This is a genomic window from Bradyrhizobium shewense, assembly GCF_900094605.1.
GTDB lineage: Bacteria > Pseudomonadota > Alphaproteobacteria > Rhizobiales > Xanthobacteraceae > Bradyrhizobium > Bradyrhizobium shewense.
Genome location: NZ_FMAI01000039.1, coordinates 19,277 through 38,720, shown reverse-complemented (window position 1 = coordinate 38,720; position 19,444 = coordinate 19,277). Strand labels below are relative to the sequence as shown.

At 58.0% G+C, this 19,444-nt stretch carries 15 protein-coding genes; 5 read left to right on the top strand and 10 right to left on the bottom strand.

Annotated features, from left to right (window positions below; translation table 11 throughout):
- Positions 1 to 79: 79 nt before the first annotated feature.
- The 5 genes from GA0061098_RS39210 (at position 80) to GA0061098_RS39185 (ending at position 5,334) form a co-directional block, all read left to right on the top strand.
- Positions 80 to 604 carry a flavin reductase family protein gene (locus GA0061098_RS39210; RefSeq protein ID WP_245323902.1) on the top strand — a complete coding sequence of 175 codons (525 nt, stop codon included), beginning with the start codon at positions 80 to 82 and terminating at the stop codon, positions 602 to 604.
- 531 nt (positions 605 to 1,135) lie between these two features.
- Positions 1,136 to 2,260 (top strand): M20 family metallopeptidase, encoded by a 1,125-nt coding sequence (locus GA0061098_RS39205; RefSeq protein ID WP_091966848.1) that lies wholly within the window; start codon positions 1,136 to 1,138, stop codon positions 2,258 to 2,260.
- A gap of 983 nt (positions 2,261 to 3,243) precedes the next feature.
- Entirely contained in the window at positions 3,244 to 3,507 is a 264-nt protein-coding gene (locus GA0061098_RS44385; RefSeq protein ID WP_129591063.1) for a hypothetical protein, read from the top strand.
- A 145-nt stretch (positions 3,508 to 3,652) separates the two neighbouring features.
- Positions 3,653 to 4,033, top strand: a complete 381-nt coding sequence (locus GA0061098_RS39190; protein WP_091966841.1) for an AMP-binding protein — start codon at positions 3,653 to 3,655, stop codon at positions 4,031 to 4,033.
- Positions 4,018 to 5,334 (top strand): preATP grasp domain-containing protein, encoded by a 1,317-nt coding sequence (locus tag GA0061098_RS39185; RefSeq protein ID WP_091966838.1) that lies wholly within the window; start codon positions 4,018 to 4,020, stop codon positions 5,332 to 5,334. Before GA0061098_RS39190 ends, GA0061098_RS39185 begins: the two co-directional genes overlap by 16 nt.
- A 658-nt stretch (positions 5,335 to 5,992) precedes the next feature.
- On the opposite strand, the gene GA0061098_RS39180 is transcribed toward GA0061098_RS39185, so the two are convergent.
- From GA0061098_RS39180 to nodI, 10 genes are all read right to left on the bottom strand, one after another.
- Complete coding sequence (locus GA0061098_RS39180) at positions 5,993 to 6,670, bottom strand: 2OG-Fe(II) oxygenase (RefSeq protein ID WP_091966836.1); 678 nt, start codon at positions 6,668 to 6,670, stop codon at positions 5,993 to 5,995.
- A gap of 5 nt (positions 6,671 to 6,675) precedes the next feature.
- Positions 6,676 to 8,022 (bottom strand): GFA family protein, encoded by a 1,347-nt coding sequence (locus tag GA0061098_RS39175; protein ID WP_245323901.1) that lies wholly within the window; start codon positions 8,020 to 8,022, stop codon positions 6,676 to 6,678.
- A 982-nt stretch (positions 8,023 to 9,004) separates the two neighbouring features.
- Entirely contained in the window at positions 9,005 to 9,847 is an 843-nt protein-coding gene (locus GA0061098_RS39170) for an electron transfer flavoprotein subunit beta/FixA family protein (RefSeq protein WP_091966835.1), read from the bottom strand.
- 574 nt (positions 9,848 to 10,421) lie between these two features.
- On the bottom strand, positions 10,422 to 12,245 hold the full coding sequence (nifA, locus tag GA0061098_RS39165; RefSeq protein ID WP_091966833.1) for a nif-specific transcriptional activator NifA: 1,824 nt from the start codon (positions 12,243 to 12,245) through the stop codon (positions 10,422 to 10,424).
- Positions 12,246 to 12,429: 184 nt separating this feature from the next.
- Positions 12,430 to 13,266 (bottom strand): SDR family NAD(P)-dependent oxidoreductase, encoded by an 837-nt coding sequence (locus tag GA0061098_RS39160; protein WP_091966872.1) that lies wholly within the window; start codon positions 13,264 to 13,266, stop codon positions 12,430 to 12,432.
- Between the two features lie 626 nt (positions 13,267 to 13,892).
- On the bottom strand, positions 13,893 to 14,108 hold the full coding sequence (locus GA0061098_RS39155) for a hypothetical protein (protein WP_091966831.1): 216 nt from the start codon (positions 14,106 to 14,108) through the stop codon (positions 13,893 to 13,895).
- Positions 14,105 to 15,208 (bottom strand): nodulation protein NodZ, encoded by a 1,104-nt coding sequence (locus GA0061098_RS39150; RefSeq protein WP_091966826.1) that lies wholly within the window; start codon positions 15,206 to 15,208, stop codon positions 14,105 to 14,107. Before GA0061098_RS39150 ends, GA0061098_RS39155 begins: the two co-directional genes overlap by 4 nt.
- Before the next feature lie 170 nt (positions 15,209 to 15,378).
- Positions 15,379 to 17,406, bottom strand: a complete 2,028-nt coding sequence (locus GA0061098_RS39145) for a carbamoyltransferase family protein (RefSeq protein WP_091966870.1) — start codon at positions 17,404 to 17,406, stop codon at positions 15,379 to 15,381.
- 325 nt (positions 17,407 to 17,731) lie between these two features.
- Positions 17,732 to 18,520: an ABC transporter permease gene (locus GA0061098_RS39140; protein ID WP_091966824.1), complete on the bottom strand. Its 789-nt coding sequence runs from the start codon at positions 18,518 to 18,520 to the stop codon at positions 17,732 to 17,734.
- Positions 18,521 to 18,523: 3 nt separating this feature from the next.
- Complete coding sequence (gene nodI, locus GA0061098_RS39135) at positions 18,524 to 19,444, bottom strand: nodulation factor ABC transporter ATP-binding protein NodI (protein ID WP_091966822.1); 921 nt, start codon at positions 19,442 to 19,444, stop codon at positions 18,524 to 18,526.

Here is a 19,444-nt window from a genome sequence, read left to right as displayed (position 1 = left end):
CATTACAGGCCCAATAGGGATCAAAGTCGTCTCTGGGTTTGGAGACACTAGAAGTGGGGTTCAACTGCAGAGGCTGATCATGAGCCACGAGTTCTCTCCTGCGATTCGGGATATGCCGTCTATCCAACCGGCAGAGTTCCGCCATGCCATGCAAAGCCTGGCGAGCGGTGTCGCCATCGTGACGACCGGGACGGCAGCCGGACGACGTGGACTGACGGTGAGTTCTGTGACGTCCATCTGCATCAAGCCGCCGTGCCTGGTCGTTGGCATCAACGCCCGCTCCGAGGCACATAATGAGATCCTTGCCAACGGCAGCTTTGGGGTCAGTGTTCTCCGCAGTGACCAGGAGGACCTTGCCCTGCGTTTTGGCGGTGGGGAGGGGGCGAAAGGCGTTCACCGCTTCGATACCGCTCCCTGGGATCGGGGCGTCCTTGATGTACCGCTATTGCCCAAAGCATTTTGCGCGCTCGAATGCGTTTTGTATGACCACAAGGTGCTTGGCACACACACCGTCTTTATCGGACGAATTATCGCGACCCGACAAAGCGATGGAAATCCATTGATCAACTTCCGGGGCGCGCTTCGTACTTTACTGCTTGACTGAGTGCGGTTTTTGCGAAGATGCCGTCAGGACAGCAGAACGGTCGATGGCCTCAATCCCTGGTCGCTTCCAGGACGGTCATCGAACAATTGCCCGGGCTGCGACTGGTTTCATAAATTAGAGCTCGTAGCGAAAGGTCTCATCAGCTCCGGCAATTTCGGCGCTTCGCCTGTCGTGCTATGCTGGTGCCGGCCTGCGACCTCCCGCATCGAGACGCGAGCGGGTCACCTGGTCAGGACAATGCGTCTTTGCTGATATCGCCGTGATCAGAACCAATCACAGCTCACCTGAACGCCCAACTCCAGTAGGGCCTCGGCTGCATAATCCCGTCGAAAACTACCAGCTTTGGTAGATCAGTTGTGATCGACAGGCGAGTAGCATCGTTGTCCGCAGCAGGATCGGGTCCAGAGGCACGCCCCGGGTCAAAACGGTTGGCGCTTCTTTGATCTTCGGCTCGATTCTGATGTGAGTACATGGTGATGTTATGATCTTGCAGAAGCGATGACAATTCGGATTAAAAAGCGTCAGACAACTATGTCCAGCAACGCGTTCGAAGTCGCCCAGATTCTCGAGGGCATTCGCCACTGGGTCCTGATCGAATCTCCGACGGAGCGGCCGGATCAGGTCAACAAACTGGCTGATGTTGTCGCAGCAGGTTATCGCAACCTGCCGGCCAGCGTCGAGCGCGTTGCGGGGCGTGACGGCTGCGGCGATCATTTGGTCACCCGCTCTTCTTGGGGGCAGGACGTACCGGGCATTCTGGTGTTGAGCCATCTCGACACAGTTCATCCGATGGGATCCATCGGACGGCTACCATTCAAGATCGAGGGCAACCGTGCATTGGGCCCCGGCATCTACGACATGAAAGGCGGTGCCTACCTCGCCTATCACGCATTCCGGCAAATCTGCGCCGATGATGCACGCCCGCCGCTCGGCATCACCCAGCTCTACGTCTCGGACGAAGAGATCGGCAGCCCAACCTCGCGCGCGCTGATCGAGGCCGAGGGCCGCAAGGCCAAATACGTACTGGTGACCGAGCCTGCACGCGACGGGGGCAAGGTCATCACCGGGCGCAAGGGCGTTGCGCGCTTTGACGTATTCATCAAGGGCGCTCCCGCGCATGCAGGTACGCGCCTCGAGGACGGCCGCAGCGCGATCCTGGAACTCCGCCATGTGATCCAGACGCTGGAGGCGATGAACGATCTCACGCGCGGTATCACCGTCAATGTCGGCGTCGTCCGCGGCGGCACCAGGCCCAACGTGGTCGCGGAACTGGCCTATGCGCAAGTCGACGTGCGCGTCCCGACCATGGCCTATGCCGACGAGCTGGTGCCGAAGATTCTCGGCATCAGCTCGCGCACCGAGGGCGTCAGCGTGAAGGTATCAGGCGAATTGAACCGTCCGCCATATGAGAAGACCAGCGCCGGTGCCGCACTTTACGCACACGCCAAAAAGCTCGCGGCCGAGCTTGGCTTCGAGCTGCTCGACGCGTTCAGCGGCGGCGGCTCCGACAGCAATTTCACCGCGCCGCATACCGCGACCCTTGACGGCCTTGGCGTCGACGGTAAGGGCGCGCATACCTATTATGAGCAACTCTACATCTCGTCGATTGAACCTCGCGCGCGGCTGCTGTACCGCCTCTATCAGACGCTGCGATAATGCCGGCGCCAGGCGAAGTCAGGGACAGCGACATGCGTTTGATGACGGCCACCGGCACATTCGCAGGATCGTTCCTCACCCTCCCCAAGGGCTACAGGCTGCGCCCCCATCAGGCCGACCATATCGCAAACTATCGGTTGGACGCCGGATTTGGCATTGCAGCGTCAGCGTCGGATAGAAGTGACTGAGCTATCCAATGCGGCAGCGGAGGTCAGGCGGGCGATCGGCTGCAAAGGTAGCGAGCACTTGGTTGCAATAGGGCGAGCGTTTCCGACAATGGGCTTATCGGCAGCGACCCTGATCTCAAAGGGAGACGAACTTTCTTGACGCAAATCGCAGCGCTGAATGCGTGCGACACCAGACCGGCCGGCGGCCCGATTCGAGAGCTTGGCCACGTTCACACGGCTGCATAAAAGGGCTTGAATCGGACGTAACGTTAAGTTGTACGGTCTTGAGGTGGGCACCTATCTCGGTCTGCCGCGGGGATTGTGAAGGATTGCGAATGTCTCAGCTGGTCAGACCCCCGTCCCCATGGTTGGCCATGATCCTCATCCCCCGTGGCGGATCGGTCGGAAGGGCTCTGCAGCGAGTCCCGATTGCGGCGCTATGGCTCGAACGTAGCTTTGAATGGCTCGTCTTTCCGGAAGCGAGACTATGTGGCTGTTCTGGGCCGGGGCACCAGAGAGCCGACGAGGTCAGAATTGACCGATGTAACCTCCATCCGAAACCACTAAGTGGGGGACGCTGCTTCCCGAACCTGAACCAAGCCCCTCCTCTGGCGCGAGACCGCGCCAAAATCAGTTCGGCGAACCGGCTTTCCGCTCGGTTCAAACTGCTTTCCCGTGGTGGCAAGGCATTTCCATCGCGCAAAGTGCGACAGACGGCGGGCCTGCGCAGGTTTTCAAAGAGCCTGAGCTGCAATTGTCGCTCCGCGTGACAAGCGCGGCATCGGAAGATATTGCTTGGCCTTATGGAGCGGCAAGTTGAAAGAGCCCGACGGCGTCAAGAAGGTCCTGTTGATCGACCATGTTGAAGGCCAATGCCGTTGCATCATCGGCTTCAAAGATGGAGATGCCAGAGAGGCCTATATGTGCGGCGAGCCTGTATATCAAAGACGCGGCAAGAAACTGTCTTCGTGGTGTGTCTATCACCACGGACAGATGCACACGACCGCAGCCCAACAGCACAGAGAGAGTGATCAATCGGCCGAGATCCCTCAAGCAGTATCCATTGTTCGCAACCCATGAGAACCATCAAAAACCGGGTCCTATCAAGGCCGAGTGATCATAGTGTACAAGGGCCAGCCGAAACATGTGATAGGGGCCTCGCCAAGCAATTCCGGGTTGCGGCGGAAGCAATTCGCAACAAACGTATTGTGCGGGTCTGACGTCGATGAATAACAAGTCGGATCTCTGCAGCCTGCTCGAGCGAAACGCTGCGTATGCTCCCGACAAAACTGCGGTCCATTTCGAAGGGCAGACTCTCAGCTACGTCAGCCTCAACCGACAGACTGAGCGGATCGCTCGCCTTCAGAGCCAGCTCGGCGTCCGGAGGGGAGACCGGATCGCGATCCTCAGCTTCAGCAGGCCGAATTATCTCGGGATGCAATGGTCGATGCGAAAGCACCGACCTATCATCTCCCGGAGCAGGACGGCGCGAAATCGAGCCTCGATCAGTGCCTCACCACGGCGCGGCAAGTTCAGCATTGTTGCATCACGATCCCTGTCTGATCGCGTCCAAATGCCCGGAGGTCGCGAATGCCGCGGATCCTGATCATGAATGCCGGTACGGCTCAAATGTCGGGCGCCGATCTGACACCAGCTCAACTTTCGCTGGCCGCCAACTCGGCATACCGTTCAGCGTGGTTTGCTCATGAGGGTGACCTGATCGTCTCCCCGGTAGTCATCCCGGCGGATCTGCTATCCTTCATTGGCGGAACGCTCGATTTTGACGCATCGAGTCTCTCTCTGCTTGTACCTCAAGGCGGCAGCCAATCGCAGGTGCTTGATGATTGCACACTCCTGTCCAAGACTGTTGTTGATCGCATCAACAGACATATTCGTCAGAAGTCGACCTGGCGATTGTATCCCTGCTACTCTACTGAAGGCGTCGCACGCCTGGCGGCCATGCTGGGCATACCGCAGACCGGCGACGACTTCGCTCTGCAGCGAGGGCCTGATCTGTTGAACCGCAAGAGCCACTTCCGTCAATTGGCGATAAGCGCCTCACTTCCGCTGCCCAATGGATCTGTCACGACGGACTCAAACGAACTATTCAGAGCGGTCACTTCCCTCAGAACCGAGACCGGTAGCGTCATTGTAAAGCTGGACAATGGAGCCGGTGGAGTCGGAAATGTCATCCTGACCGGCAATGAAAGCGATCCACTACCTGGGGCAAGAGATACCCGGCGGATTCCATGGCCGTCGTTTGATCCTGACGCGCTTTGGTCTGAAATGACAACGGCATCGTGTAAGACGCTGGTTGTCGAGTCGTACCACCTGGCTAAGTTTTTGTTTTATCTCGAGTATGAAATCGAGGATGATGGTTCAATCGTTTTCATGAACAGTGGAAACATACGTCTGCGTAAAAGCAAGGATCGATCTGAAAGAGCTCTGATCTGGACAGGACTCGAGCTTCCAAGCGACCTGGGGAACGAGCAATGGTTGACCGCCCAGGTGCATGCCTACCGATTTGTGGCGCTTGCGCGAAACCTTGGATACCGCGGAATGATCAACATTGACGCCATTTTCGCGGATGACGGACGGTTGCTGTTTAATGAAGCAAACGGCCGCTGGGGCGGCGGCTCGGTGTTACACAGCATTGCGGTCAGGCTGCTGGGCTTCGACTATTCCGGTTGCAACGTTATTTTATCCGTAAGAAATGTTCGATCAGGATCCCTCCAATCAGCGCATGATCGTTTGTTCAAGGAAGGATTTCTGTTCGACCGCACACGCAAGGAGGGCGTGATCCCGCTTGCCGCCGACGAAGAAGCTGGCACGGTGGAGTGCCTTGTGATTGCGCGCGATAGGCCCGCGGCCCGCGGTCTGGAGCATCGGCTCCTGCGAATGGTTTGATTGAGATCCCAGCGACTATATCTTCAACCGCTCAACTCATCCGAACTTGTCCCTGCTTTCGCTCGCGCGCGGTACCTGACTACGCGACGTGATTGTCTGCCTCGTCTCGCTCGAGCTCTGTCAGCCCTAATCGCGACCACCCTTGCTCCTGAAGTGCTGGCCGATCGGCGATGAGGTGCTCGAGGTGCAGCGGCTCATTGTCTGGCCGCTCGCCCTGCGCAATCGTGCAATCAGCGCTCGCGTCGCGTTACCACGTAGACTCCGCAATTATGGCCGTTTCGCTGCCGGGCCATGCGGGCCGCTTTCAGGCTGGAGCCCAGACGAGCTGCGAGCTGTTCTGCAACGTACTGTTGGAAGACCCGGCGGAGTCATCGTGATAGGCAACCGGCGCGGTAGGCGCGCGCCGATCAACCAGCAGAAGCGGCCAGTGGGCGCGGCCGCCAGTAACGCCAGCATCGTTCACAGGCACGAACAGGAAGTTGGCGGTATCGTTGCCGTCCCGATATTGACGATCTGCTGGAAGGTTTGCACTCGGTCTGGCTCGGCATCCAGCGCAGCAGCTGGGCTTGCGCAGGTTGAACACGGCCAAGCTGCCACCCTCTCCTGAGAGCTCACCCTTTACCCAATCCATTCGAAAGCCATTTTCAGCCACCCCACCTCATAGGCCAGCGGTAGAGCTTTCGATGATACGGCGGTTCGCGCCGCTGCGTTTTGAACAGAAATAGACCAGCGATCGGCGCTCGCCGGACAGCACAGGCTTCACCTCGTGCCGGAGCTTACATGTGGTGACAAGCACGGCGCCAAATGGCGGTCGGAATATCTGGTGTTCGTACCGGCTTGGATATACCACGAATTCACCCCCCTCGAAGTCCCTCGCCAGCTGCACAATCACCGAGTACTCGAAATCCGGGTCGCTCGCAGCATCCAGATGAATGCCAACAAAGGAATCAGGGGGCATCCGATGCATTTGGCATCGGCGAATCACGTAATCTGACGCGGCTCCCAAAATCTTTCTTAGCGCGAAGCTGCGGTCTTTCCTTTCAAGTAGCTCCATGATCTGCCCCGGAGCTGCACCACTCGCGTCGCTAGGAGCGCGGCCGGGTGGGTCTACCCTCACGCGTTTGACGAAAACATTGTGCGAGTCGCCGGCATCTCCCTCCCTCACTTCTTCTTCGGGAATTTCAGCCTGCAGCTGATCGATCTTCGCCAAGTCATCTTGGGTGAACAATATCTGGGGGCCGATCACGACCGTCCCCTTCACCAACAGCTCTATGCGGTATTTTGTCAAAGCTTCTTCTGAAAGCAGACGGGATTCATGATTCATTGCGCGCGCCATCGAGTTCACTCCTGGGTTTTATCTTCGACGCAGGACTCCAGGTCCTGGTGCATCGAGCGGAATGCTTGGTCCCAATGCTCGCCATCGAACTCGCTTATTCTTATGCGTTCGATAGTCCTGTTGTCCAGGCATCGAATATTTACGCTGAATCCGGAGGGGTTCGACCGCGGCCTATAGAATGGCTTTACGCCACAAATCCGGCAAAACGTGTGCCGGGCGATGTTCTTGTTGAACTGATACGCCGTGAGGAATTCTTCGCCGCACTCAATGCCAACCTTATTGCGAGGTACGAGCAAGTGCAGAAATCCAGACATTTGGCAGATTGAGCAATTGCATCGAACTGCAGAGAGATCTCGCGGTGCTTTGACGTAGAACTTGACAGAACCACAATGACAACGGCCATGGTGTTCGATCTCCGAGTGCTCATCTGCCTTCAGTGAGACAATTCGGAGCAGATCGCGGCACCACTGTACGTTGAGCCGATAGGCTAGATCGAATTCATCCAAAAAGCGATCATTACGGTCAGCCGGGACAAGTTCGCCAATCAGCCGGCTTGTCATTTCTCCGTGATACTTCTCCGCGGGATCTTCTCCGCCGACATGGCTGCGGAAGTATTCAAGATCGTCAGGCCGCGCCTTAAACGTTTTGACCAGAGTGGTCCATAGCGACTGGATCATGTCCGCAGCATGTAGCTCAAAAGCGACCATGTAGGCGCAACGCACTAAGGGATCATTTGATGACAATCCAGCGTAGAGAGAGTGCAGGTACCGCTTCGTCGTGGCGCTGTAGTTGGGCCGTATTGCTCTGCCGAGTAGTTGCGACGCATCCTTTCTAAACAGGTTCGAGTGGAAGTTCTCAGTCACCAGAATATCGGGTAGCGCCGCCTTGCCGCCCTCGACAATTTGGCCATAACCGCCCGTCTCATCCCAACAGATGAAATTTGCGACCACGCTGGTCAGTTCAATGTCCCTCGGGAGATCTCGGTTGTGATCCATTGCATCGAAAATAAGATCCCGTTGCGACCCCGCCTGCAGGTACGGGAACGCCTGTGACATCGCCAGATATTCAGGCAGCAGGCTATGGACCTGATCCTCGGACATCTCCGCAGCGAACGGGTGCGGGCCGAACAGGGCTCGCGATCGCTCAGTCAAATACTCGCAGCATATCTGCGGAGGCTGATCTGGTGTAAATCGAGACGCTTGAGATGTCATTTGGATCCCTGGCGATGAGGAGAGAACGGCCTTTGACGGAGCAACTTCGTATCGGGGCCAACTGGCTACCGCGAGTTCGTTCGTTTCGATGAGCTTTGTGATCGCGTTTACCATCCAGGCGAAATTCTTGGTGGCCACCATCGCGGTAGCAGACAGCGGTATGCTCAGTGCTACTCACCCGCATCGAATGAACGCGTAGATCAACTTAGCGACGGTGATCCAGACGGATTCCGGTTGATGAAAGGTCCGATGCTGCGAATTTCCGGCACGGCCAGCATACGCTTGCAGAGTCATGGTGAGTTATTGCGCCCCGCAGGCTCTCGCGGTTGCTGCTCCTGCAAGTTGATCGAACCGATGTGAGCATCGTGCAGCATTGCAAGACTATCCGCATCTACCTGGCTCTTGGGGTCTCGGCCGCAAACTGCGCGAAATGCCGGCTGCTGGCCGGCACGAGCTTCTCAAAGAGACCGCCGCTATGTTTCGCGTTCGCGTGCGCCACCACGCTGTCTTCCTGCACGTTTACAGCAATCACCGTGCCAACTCGTGCACTCACTCCACAGATTCTGAATACATTGGCAAAACGCTCGCGACCGACGGCTCATTGCAGTGTACGGAACCTGACAGCGCTTGCACGGCCGTCGGGCACCAGACGGCGAAGAGCCAGCCGCCACTCACAACGGGTATAGGGCTTTTGAATCGCGGAGATTGGTCCAAAGGTACCACATAGGTGGGCTTCGCGCCCGGAACAGCGCGACAGCGCTTTGGGCGTTCGTGCGCCAGCATGGTGATCCCGCTCGCTGACGTAATCCGTCTTCGCTCGTGACAACTACGCGAGAAGCGGTCGCCTCAACGCCGTCGAACACGACCATATAGTGGGATCTGGACGCATGCGCAGCCCTTTGTCGATGCGCCTGACAATCGCGGTCAACTCCGGGCATCGATCGAGGCCATAACATGGTCTACCGAACATGCGGTCCCAGGTGCTCGCGAGCAATCGAAGAACGCCATGGACCAGAATGCACTGGTCGCGGGGAGATCTAGCTGGATCTTTGCGCGCTCACTGGACGCGGGTGCCTCTCGGTGTCGAGACATCCTTGAACCATTTCGATGAGGACTCTCCAGATCAAACGTCACGGACAAGTGCCGCAAGATCGGCTTCGAGCTTCGGTTGATGCTTGAAAATCGCGTCTATCAACGCCTGCGCCGGTTGTTCGGCGGCCTCGACCAGCGCCGCCTTTTCAGCCCGCGCAGAGGGAGCGAATACTCGCTTGACGACGGTCGGCGATCCCTTGAGGCCGCATTTGGAGACGTCTTCGATACCGGCATCGTTCGCGCTCCATTTCACGATTTGGGCACGCGCGGCACGCAAGGCATCCGCCATCGCGCCGCGCCGAATCTGATTCGTTGCCTCCAGCATGGTGATCAGACAGGGCAGCCTCGTGTGCAGCACCTGGACACCACCTTCGGAGCGTCGTTCCGCTTCAATTGTGTGGGCGGCGAGATCTAAGGATCTGACTTTCGCAACGTAGGTTAGCTGCAGTACGCCCAGCCGCTTTGCGATGCCGGGCCCGACCTGCGCCGTATCGCCGTCGATGGTCTGCTTTCCCGTGAAGATGAGGTTTGTCGGACCATATTCCTTAGCTATTTTTCGGATGGCTGTTGCAAGTGCGTACGTTGTGGCCAGGGTGTCGGAGCCCGCAAAGCAGCGATCGGTGAGTAGGACGGCGCGATCGGCGCCATAAGTCAGCGCCTTTCGCAAAGAATCTTCCGCCGATGGCGGCCCCATTGTAAGCACAGTAATTTCGCCGCCGAACCGATCGCGCAGCTCCAGCGCGGCCTCGAGCGCGAAGAGGTCGTATGGGTTGATGATGGTCGGCACTCCCTGACGCATGATGGTATTGGTCACCGGGTGCACGCGGATCTGCGCCGAGTCCGGAACCTGTTTAATGCAGACGACGTTGTGCACGGTGTTGCTCCAAAAGCTGCGACAGCTGCGGAGAGCACAGCAAGTGTTGTACCATCGCCCGCCCTTTTGGAATCGGCTTGCCATCACAGAGGCTTAGACCGGGTGATGCGCCCCTCTAGCCCGCTTCCCGACGAACGAATGCTAACATAGTCAGGACTGCGACAGCGCTGTTCCGCAGGGCACGCCAGCTGAGTGAGGCGAGGACGACTTGCGACAGGTTACCGCCGCCAATCACCAGCGGGCCGCCGACCGGTTGACGTTCCATGAGCATTGCCGCTCACTAGTCAGAGCTTGATCGACGGAAGGCATGACGCTTAATTAGATGTTCAGCAACCGACTGTGCGCGATTGCGAGCTCGCAGGTGACGCTCAATATGTCATGGCGCGCAAGTCCTCTCTCATCGAACCAGGTGAGCCCGCCTTTCGACAGCAGTCCCGCAAGCGGCCGCGGTGATTTCGCTCGGGGCTAAGTCGTCCCCGAGGGCGGACCCATTCCCTAGATTGCGATGAGATGCCCATCGGAGATCGTCGCCATATAGCTATTTGGCGGTAGCGGTTCTGACCGTTGTCGTCGTTCAGAACCGCTTTATCTCGATTCCATATTTCCTCAGCGCGTAGCCAATCTGGCGCGGCGTTAGTCCGAGCAGGCGGGCTGCTTTTGCCTGCACCCAGCCAGATTTTTCCATGGCCGCAATGACCCGTTCGCGATCGGCCATTTTCGCGCCACTAACGAGAACTGTGCCGGGAGGCCCCAGTGAGGCCAGTTCGCCGCAGACAGACTGGAGCGGCTGGGTCGCTTCAGCTAGCGGAATCGTGGACTTTGCGGGCACCTGTGGCAAGGGTGCGGGCTGGGCTGGTCTCTCGTCCGACGTGCCTTTCCACAGCATCGCGGAAAGGCACTGGCCGTGACAGCATGCAAAGTCACTTCTCACGATCGATGATCCGGCGCACAGCGTCGCTGTCCGCTCGATGCAATTTTCGAGTTCGCGGACATTCCCCGGAAATCCACAGTTCATCAGTACATCGATCGCACTCGCCTCCAACGTCAGAGTACGGCCGTTCTCGTTATTGAAATTTCTGAGGAACTCCCTGGCAAGCAGCGGAATATCACTGCGTCTTTCGCGCAGCGGCGGCAACAGTAAGGGAACTACGCTGATGCGATAGTAAAGGTCCGCGCGGAACTCGCTCCTTGTGACAGCCTCTTCAAGGTTCTTGTTGGTCGCAGCTATCACTCGAACATCGACCTTAAGAGTCTGGTTGCTGCCGACGCGCTCGAACTCCTGCTCTTGCAGAACGCGCAACAACTTCGCCTGGAACGGAGCTGAGATCTCGCCGATCTCGTCAAGAAACAGCGTTCCTTTGTCAGCAAGTTCGAAGCGCCCCTTGCGCGCGCTGAACGCACCGGTAAAGGCGCCTTTCTCATGTCCGAATAATTCAGATTCCAGGACGGTCTCAGGAAGCGCCGCGCAATTCAGCTTAACGAACGGGCGCCTGGCGCGGGACGATGATTCGTGAATGGCCTTGGCCACGAGTTCCTTTCCGGTACCGGATTCGCCACGCAGCAGAACCGTGCTGTTAGATCTGGCTACGACCGCAATCTTATCGAGCAGCCCGCGCAACGCCGGACTGTCGCCAATGATCCCATGGGCGTGTAGCTTCTTGCGCTCCCGAGCGGGTGGCCTAAATTCTAGTACTTGCTTTTGTAGCCGGTCTTTCTCCGCCATCAGTCGTTCGCGATCGCAGGCGAACAAGCGATGTAACTTCACTGTTTGTCCCACCAGGTTGGCGATCATGGCGAGCAGTCGCGCATCGTACTCGAGCCCGAGACTCGACGTATCGTCCCGGATACGGTCGACCGTCAGCGTACCCACGACCTTCGGATCAATACGAATCGGAACCCCGATGAACGACACTGGCATATCATCAGAGGCGCCGAGCACTTCCTGGTCGGTAGCGCTGAATACCGGCTCGGCGGCCACGTTTTCGACGACAAGAGGCCTGTCCGTCGCGATGATCTGGTCGATTGCCTTCCGCGGCAGTCGCATTCGGTAACGTTCGTCGCTGCCTTCGCTCCAGCCGGCGCCCACTGTAATGTCCGGCATGCCGTCGTCGTCGAACAGTGAGACGATGCCGTGTCGCATCTGCACAAACGATTGCAGAAGACCAACAACGTTGGCCAACGTGACTTCGAGCCGACAAGGAGCGGTGAGTATTTTCGATATTTCGAAGATGCCGGTCAGCGCGCTCTCACGCAACGGCTCCCCCGAGAGCTTACCCTCCGGCTCAGATTGCGAGGCAGGTCTTTCACGTGAGGAAGGTATATCCAGCATGAGGCGGCCTCCGTTCTCTTGATCATCCTCCCCGGTACTTTGTCCTGGTTGGCGAGCTTCGTTTTGCATGTCACTCTCGATCTAACGCCGGTGTTGACGAGATGACATAGAACCGTGACATCTTTTCATGGCACGACAGTAAACTTACAGTGTGCCTTCATTGCATTTTTACGGATTGCGTGCGCGTCGTCAGCGAAGAACATACGTCCCGCTGTTGCAGCTCAAGTCAGCTGTGTCGCCAAGGCGGGCCGATTCACAGATGTTGCCCACCATTGATTGGCACCTCGGCCCCTGTGACATAGCTCGCGGCATCCGAGCACAGGAAAAAGATGACCTTGGCCACTTCATCCGGGGTTCCCACTCTGCGCAGCGGGATACTTGGCACGAGACGCGCTTCTGTGTCGGGCGATAACATGTCCGTCCTGATTTCGCCGGGCGCGATCGCATTCACGCGAATGCCATGCGGCGCATAATCGTGGGCCATTTCGCGTGTGAGGCTCGCGAGCGCAGCTTTCGACGTGGCATAGGCGCTGCCCGCAAACGGGTGCACCCGCGAGCCCGCAATCGAAGTCACATTCACGATCGACCCTGACGCGGCTCTTAGCTCGTCAAACAAACCCTGCGCCAGCAGGATCGGGGCCACCAGATTGAGATGGAACACGCTCATCCAAGTCTCGACTGACGTCGTCAACGACGTCATCCGATCGCCAGCGGGCGTTTTCGGCGAGACACCGGCATTGTTCACTAGCGCGTGCAAAGGTGCACCGGCCAATCGTTTCTTGACCTCAGTGATCGCGCGCGGCAGCATTCGATGATTGCTGAGGTCGATCTGGACATGATCCTCGTTCCCTGCCGGCCAGGGGCATCGTTCGCCGTCGAACGGCTGACGCGCGCAAGAAATGATGCGCCAGCCCGCCTCCGAGAACAGCTTGGCAGTGGCATGACCAATTCCGCGCGAGGCTCCGGTGAGCAACATCGCCTTCTGTTCTCCGCCATGAACACGGGCTTTGTCGGCCTGAAAGGGGCAAGCTAAATGTGTTTCGGGCAGCGGGCCTCTGATTAGATCGTCATTTGGTAGATCCAGACCCACGCCGGCCTCCTCTCCTGATGCGCGCAGCACGCGTAGCAGGATTTGGGCCACTGCGATGCATGTAAATCCGCTCTCGTTTTGCGTCCTAGTGTCGCGCACGCGGGATGTTTGGCGGGCTCAAGACACGGTGCGTGTGCTTTGTGACAGCGATGGTGCATCAGCTACGTAATGTCGCGAGCACACTCGCCTGCGTCAAGACAAAGCTACGAGCCGCGCTCTCTTTCCTGATCGCACAACCGGAAGAGCCAAAAACATGGCCAGCGCCTCTCGTCGAGGCAACGATCGATCAGGATAGCGGCCGCCGCCAGTAGCCGCTTCAACTCGAAAGCTGACGTTACCAGCTTCGTACGTTAGATTCGCCGGCAGCTGACGCCGACTTCATCGCGCCCCGCTCTGCTATGTCCAGCACTGGCACATCGCCGGGCGGATTGATTCCCGGACCACGACCTGGCGTACTGAAGGTTTTTTCAAAATAGTGGATCTCGAGAGCGCCCGTTCGCACCAGCGAGCACCGACCGCCAAGACGGAACTCGCCGGCTGAACGGAGACCCTTTCGATATGTTCATCCGCGATCGACCACCGATTAGCTTCGACTTGCGGCCCCCCGAGGCGAAGACGAAGACGTGTTACACCTGTTTACCGCGGTGGCAGCACGTAAGGTCATTGTTGTCGACGTCGAGCTTCAGCGGAACACATTCGGACCCCGCGTGGCTCTGTTCTCCGGTCGAAGTTCGCGACAGAGCATTACTTCGGGCAGGCAATTGCCGCCCCGAAACGATCTGCCAATATTGCTGGATGCAAAAAGCGGCAATCAGATCGATCAGGCCGGCTACGAATTTCATGAAGCCAGCTCTTGCGAGGATTCTTCAATCAGGATCAATCGGCTCGGATCGTTCAAATCGAATTCTATCACGCGTGGGGCAAAGAGACGCGCATAGCGCGTGAAGGCGCTTGTCGGGGGAAAACGGATCACGGTGTCGCAGCGCGCAAGGAGATACATATCGATGAGGGCCGAAAAGCCGCCCTCGGCTCCGAGCGCGGCGTTGTGCAATGGGCCGGCCCGAGGTGCCTGGAACCGTTTTGGGATCGTGAAAACATCAGGAAATATAGCCGAAACCTTCTCAAGGACGAGCGCGCTGTCCGTGCACAGGAAAGCCCTCATGGGTTTAGCGTGGGGTAACACCCTGGCCTTATCAATGGCATTACAGACCTGTCGCAAAGCCCGCTCCGGGTCAGCCCAGTAGGGAGCATGCCCCATAATGTCCTCGCCGTTGCCATGCCGGACATGAATGCCGGTTACGCAGTACGGCTCAAAGTGCTCCTGGTAGATAGCGTCAATCCGAGCCAGAATTTCAGGTCGTGGCTTGATGCTCCGAAAGATTTCTCGTTCGGCCTCCTGATCGCAGCGCCACATCAGGCACGCATCACACACAACCGTGTTAGCGTCACTATCTTTGTGACTCTGGAACAGTTGATCGAGTTCGTCGCGCTCCCGGAAAATCTGCTCGTCCGGGCGATAGACGCAATCGATGGATGGTTTGTTCCACCATGTCGGGAAGAATGGTCCCGGAAATGAACACTGATTGATCTTGTCGTCGCATATCACCCGCACGCCAGCAATGTCTTGAACCGGTTCGAAGAAGACCGGAAAGGCGTTGGTGGATGGCTCATCGAGATAACAAGATCCCCGCCAATCGATGGCCAGCGTCCGTCCTGTCTGCTTTGCAAAACGCCAAGCTGCCGCCAGCGACCACAGGCAGTCGCCGAACCCCGTGCGTCGCCGGGAAACTACGAACCTATCATTCTTCGAACCGCTCTGCATTGCCTCTTCCCGGGCTCCTGGTTGGACAAGAGATGTCATTGCAGACATCTCGCGTATCATCTTGTCCGACGTCATGGTCTGAAATCGCGGTGCCGGCGAGCTGCGTCGGTAGAACTTCATAGCAGCGCTATCCGTGATGGGCCGCGTTCTCGCAACACTTTCCCGTCTTTTCTTGAACGGTGTTGCGTCGACGTGCCCGATTTCAGTTGGATGCCCCATGCCCCCCGTGCGTCGGATGGCCTGGCCTCCTCACATGCAGGCATAGGCATGGCCATGCTCATGAGTTCCGGCTATGTTTCGCTTTGCACTTTATTGCAGCCGCAAGCCGCGCGCGGCGGATGCAGCCGAACGCCCCGCAGCTCCCACACGAGCCGCAGTTCCTTCACGAGATCTTCACGCTTGGCCCGGTCCTGCATGGTTGCGTCGAGAAGCCAGCCGAGCGACGCCTCGCCCTCGATCCGCATCAAGATCTCGAAAAGCTCATGTGAGATACGCATACTATCGTGGGCGGAATGTCCCGTGCGGATCTCGCAGACCGTTTCCTGACGATCTGGCGATGTGTGGGAGCGAACACGATGAAGGGATGCATACGGCGGCAATGAAACGCCCAGTGCACTCCAATCCTGCAGTGATGCTGGCCGCTTTCTGACAAGGAACGGCCCAACAACAAGTCCGTCCAGGTCAGTCGTCAAGAACGTGGTGATCGCATCTGACACGGACTCCACGATCGGCTCGGCATTGTTGTTAAATGAGGTATTCAGAAGGACTGGAATGCCCGTTCGCCTCTTGAACGCATCAATTACATCCCAATAGGTGGGGTTTGCCTTGCGCGATACTGTCTGCAGCCGAGCGGTCCCATCAACGTGTGTGATCGCACCGAGCACGTTACGCTTGGCTTCACGCACACGAACCACGAAGTTCATGAAGGGGAGCTGCCGGGTGCCGTCTGGGAGCTCAAAGAACTCGCTCGCATCCTCCTCCAGTACAGATGGCGCAAAGGGGCGATAGCCCTCGCGCTTCTTGACCATCGCGTTGATGCGGTCCTTGTTTTCCGCAGGCCGCGGGTCCGCAAGAATGCTGCGGTTACCAAGCGCACGTGGACCGAACTCAGAGCGGCCCTGAACCCAGCCGATTACAGCGCCATTTGCCATCCAGTCTGCCGCACTGGATGCTATGTCATCACTTCGTTCAATGTCGAGGTGGCCTGACCATGCGTTGAGCTCATGCTCTACGGCTTGCTCGTTGCCGAGATCGGGCCCCCAATAAACGTCCGGCAGTCGCTCCCGCGGCGCCGGCCTGCCCAGCTCGTTTGACACCATCAACGCAGCGCCGAGCGCGCAACCGGCGTCGTGCGCCGCGGGTTGAACAAAGATGTCGTCAAATAGCCCGGAATATAGCAGCTTACCGTTCAGCGTGCAATTATGGGCTACTCCCCCAGCCAAGCACAAGCGTGTCATGCCCGTCGCTTCACGATGGTGCCGCAGGATGTGAAACACGATCCGCTCCAGCGCCTCCTGCAGCGAAGCGCTGACATCTCGATGCTGTTGGGTGAATGGCATTCCTTTTCGCCGAACCTCGATCTTGCGGACCAGGGCGGGACCGATCCGATCCAGGTGAACGCGATAGCCACCGTTTTCCAACAACTCGTAGAACTGCGCGAAGAGCTCGCGATAGGGAGCGGGATCACCATACGGGGCAAGTCCCATCACTTTGTACTCGTCGAACAACCCGTAGCCGAGATATCGGATCGTCTCGAGATAGAACAGCCCCAGGGAGTTATGTTCCGGGAAGCTTGCAAGTTGCGCAATTTCGGTGCCAGACCCCACCGCCAATAAGCCGGAGAGAAAATCCCCACCGCCGTCGATCGCAAAAACGAGACTTTGCTCGAAGCCGGACATGGCAAACGCGCTCACGGCATGCGCTTCGTGGTGATTCACGAAGGAAAGCCGCGACGGATCGATCTCAGCGCCGAACTCCCGTGCCAGCAGCTGGCGCAGCAACAGTTTGGCGTCCAACGGAACGGGCTGAGAAACGGAAAGACGCTCGAGCATGGTATTGCAGTAGGCTTCAGTCGCGTAGAACGCGATACGGTCGATCTCGCCGAGCTCAACTCCTGCGGTAGAAAGGCAGTATCGAATCGAATTGCTCGGGAACTTGTTGGAGTGCTTGACGCGGTTGAGGCGCTCCTCTTCGACAGCAGCAATCACGCGGCCATCCTGCACAAGAACCGCAGCGCCATCGTGGAGAAATGTATTCGGCAGCTCCGGCGAGCTTTCATAGATTCTGTCAAGTCCGCCACTCACTCCCAGGCACAACATCCCATTCTCCATATGATCATGCCGAGAACGCCAACTGCGTCCCAGCTTATCTAATCTTTACAGTCACGCTCCGTCGGTTGCGCGGGTCAGACAGCACAACACAACTTTGCAAAGTCCATCTCGGCGCTTAGCGACAGGCGCTCAGAAAGTAACGGTGCTGGCGTCCGCACCGATCGACCGAACAGGCGGCCGTAGACCTTGCTCGATCTCGGCCTCTTAAGGCCATTGCAGCAGCTGCTGTGACAGACCAGGTCATCCCGAGCTACCGCAGAACGCATCGTGACATTGCATCGATGTGACTTTCTCCATTTTCGCTGAACTCACGTCAACGCAGCAGGCGGCGACGCAATAGTGCTGTCGACGCGAAGAAGGGCAAGACCGCGTAAACGCAGAGCGCACCTACGTGCAGGGCAGCGCTGTCGGCGCCACGCTCAAGCATCGCTGGGCGAATAAGGTCGACCGAATGTGCGAGAGGCAACAGGCCGGCGAAATGCTGAAATGAGCCGGGCAGTTGGCTCGTCGGAAAGACGGCGCCACACAAAAACACCATAGGAGTGAGGACAAGTGTCTGGTAAAACACGAAGTAATCGTAACTTGGCGCAAGAGATATGACGACCATCGCCATGCTGGCGAAGACAAGGCCAGTAAGGGCGATTGCTGGCATCGCATACAGAATGGATGGCCATGACGCATAACCCAGCGTGGTAGCGACGATCCAGATCGCTGTTCCGGCCAGAACGGACTTACTGGCCGCCCACACCAGTTCACCCAGAACGATGTCGCCAAGCGTGAGCTGAGTGGAGAGAATTGCTTCCCAAGTGCGCTTGGCGTCCATGCGTGCGAAGGCTGCATACATGGTTTCAAAGGTCGCGGACGTCATGGCGCTGGTCGCGACCATGCCTGCCGCCAGGAACGCGATGTACGACGTCCCCTCAACGCGCCCCACGATCAGTCCAAGGCCAAATCCGAGGCCAAACAGATTGGTTAAAGGATCTGCGAGGTTGCCGAGAATCGATGCAAGTGCGACTTTCTTCCATGCTAGGAAGTTCCGACGCCATACCGCAATCCAATTGTACGCGTTGGCGGGCATCACCGCCGCATAACTTTCGCCCATCGCTCACTTCTCCATCTCGCGCCCGGTCAGCCGCAAAAACACGTCTTCGAGATTCGGGGGACGCTCCAGAATACGAAGGCCCGCTCGCCCGCGCAGCATCACGCGTACCTGCTCCGGATATGGCGCATAACAAAAGAGCGTCTCTCCACTCACTTCGATGTGCCGTGCATGCGGCCTGATCAGCTCGCAGAGCTGATGTGGATCACCGCCATAGATTTCGACCACGTTGCAGCCAATATGCTCATCGATCAGGCCGTCTGGCTTGCCTTCGGCGATCTTGCGTCCACCCTCGAGGACACACAGCCGATCGCACAGGCGTTCGGCCTCTTCCATGAAGTGAGTGGTCAAGAGGATCGTCTTGCCACGCGCAAGCAGAACTCGCAGGCGTTCCCAAATCAGGTGGCGTGCATGCGGATCAAGACCAGTTGTAGGCTCGTCCATCACGAGTAGATGTGGATCATTAATCAGGGCGCGCGCCAGCGTCAGCCGCCGTTTCATGCCACCGGACAACTCGGAGACGCGCACGTCCGCCTTGCTTTCGAGGCGCGCAAACTCGAGCAGCGATGGCGCGACCGCCTCGATCTTGCGAGCGCTCATGCCGAAATAGCGACCAAACACGAGCAGGTTCTCTCGAACGGTGAACTCGAGTTCAAGGTTATCGAACTGCGGCACCACGCCGATGCGCACACGCGCCACACGAGCGCGGGAAGGCACAGGCTCATTGAGGACCGTAATCTTGCCTGCGTCCGGCGAAATCATGCCGAGGAGCATACGCGCAATCGTGCTCTTGCCAGCTCCATTTGGGCCAAGCAGGCCGAAGCATTCTCCGCGCGCAACCGAGAACGATAGTTCATTGACGATGACCTTGTCGCCAAATGACTTTTTCACGTCGGCAAGGTCGATCGCTACCGTGGACATGTTCAT

Bases quoted from the DNA above. Each gene is read 5' to 3' on its own strand.
- GA0061098_RS39210 (WP_245323902.1), top strand. From the start codon at position 80: ATGAGCCACGAGTTCTCTCCTGCGATTCGGGATATGCCGTCTATCCAA.
- GA0061098_RS39205 (WP_091966848.1), top strand. From the start codon at position 1,136: ATGTCCAGCAACGCGTTCGAAGTCGCCCAGATTCTCGAGGGCATTCGC.
- GA0061098_RS39190 (WP_091966841.1), top strand. From the start codon at position 3,653: ATGAATAACAAGTCGGATCTCTGCAGCCTGCTCGAGCGAAACGCTGCG.
- GA0061098_RS39185 (WP_091966838.1), top strand. From the start codon at position 4,018: ATGCCGCGGATCCTGATCATGAATGCCGGTACGGCTCAAATGTCGGGC.
- GA0061098_RS39180 (WP_091966836.1), bottom strand. From the start codon at position 6,670: ATGGCGCGCGCAATGAATCATGAATCCCGTCTGCTTTCAGAAGAAGCT.
- GA0061098_RS39175 (WP_245323901.1), bottom strand. From the start codon at position 8,022: ATGGTGGCCACCAAGAATTTCGCCTGGATGGTAAACGCGATCACAAAG.
- nifA (WP_091966833.1), bottom strand. From the start codon at position 12,245: ATGCAAAACGAAGCTCGCCAACCAGGACAAAGTACCGGGGAGGATGAT.
- GA0061098_RS39155 (WP_091966831.1), bottom strand. From the start codon at position 14,108: ATGAAATTCGTAGCCGGCCTGATCGATCTGATTGCCGCTTTTTGCATC.
- GA0061098_RS39150 (WP_091966826.1), bottom strand. From the start codon at position 15,208: ATGAAGTTCTACCGACGCAGCTCGCCGGCACCGCGATTTCAGACCATG.
- GA0061098_RS39145 (WP_091966870.1), bottom strand. From the start codon at position 17,406: ATGTTGTGCCTGGGAGTGAGTGGCGGACTTGACAGAATCTATGAAAGC.
- GA0061098_RS39140 (WP_091966824.1), bottom strand. From the start codon at position 18,520: ATGGGCGAAAGTTATGCGGCGGTGATGCCCGCCAACGCGTACAATTGG.
- nodI (WP_091966822.1), bottom strand. From the start codon at position 19,444: ATGAACATGTCCACGGTAGCGATCGACCTTGCCGACGTGAAAAAGTCA.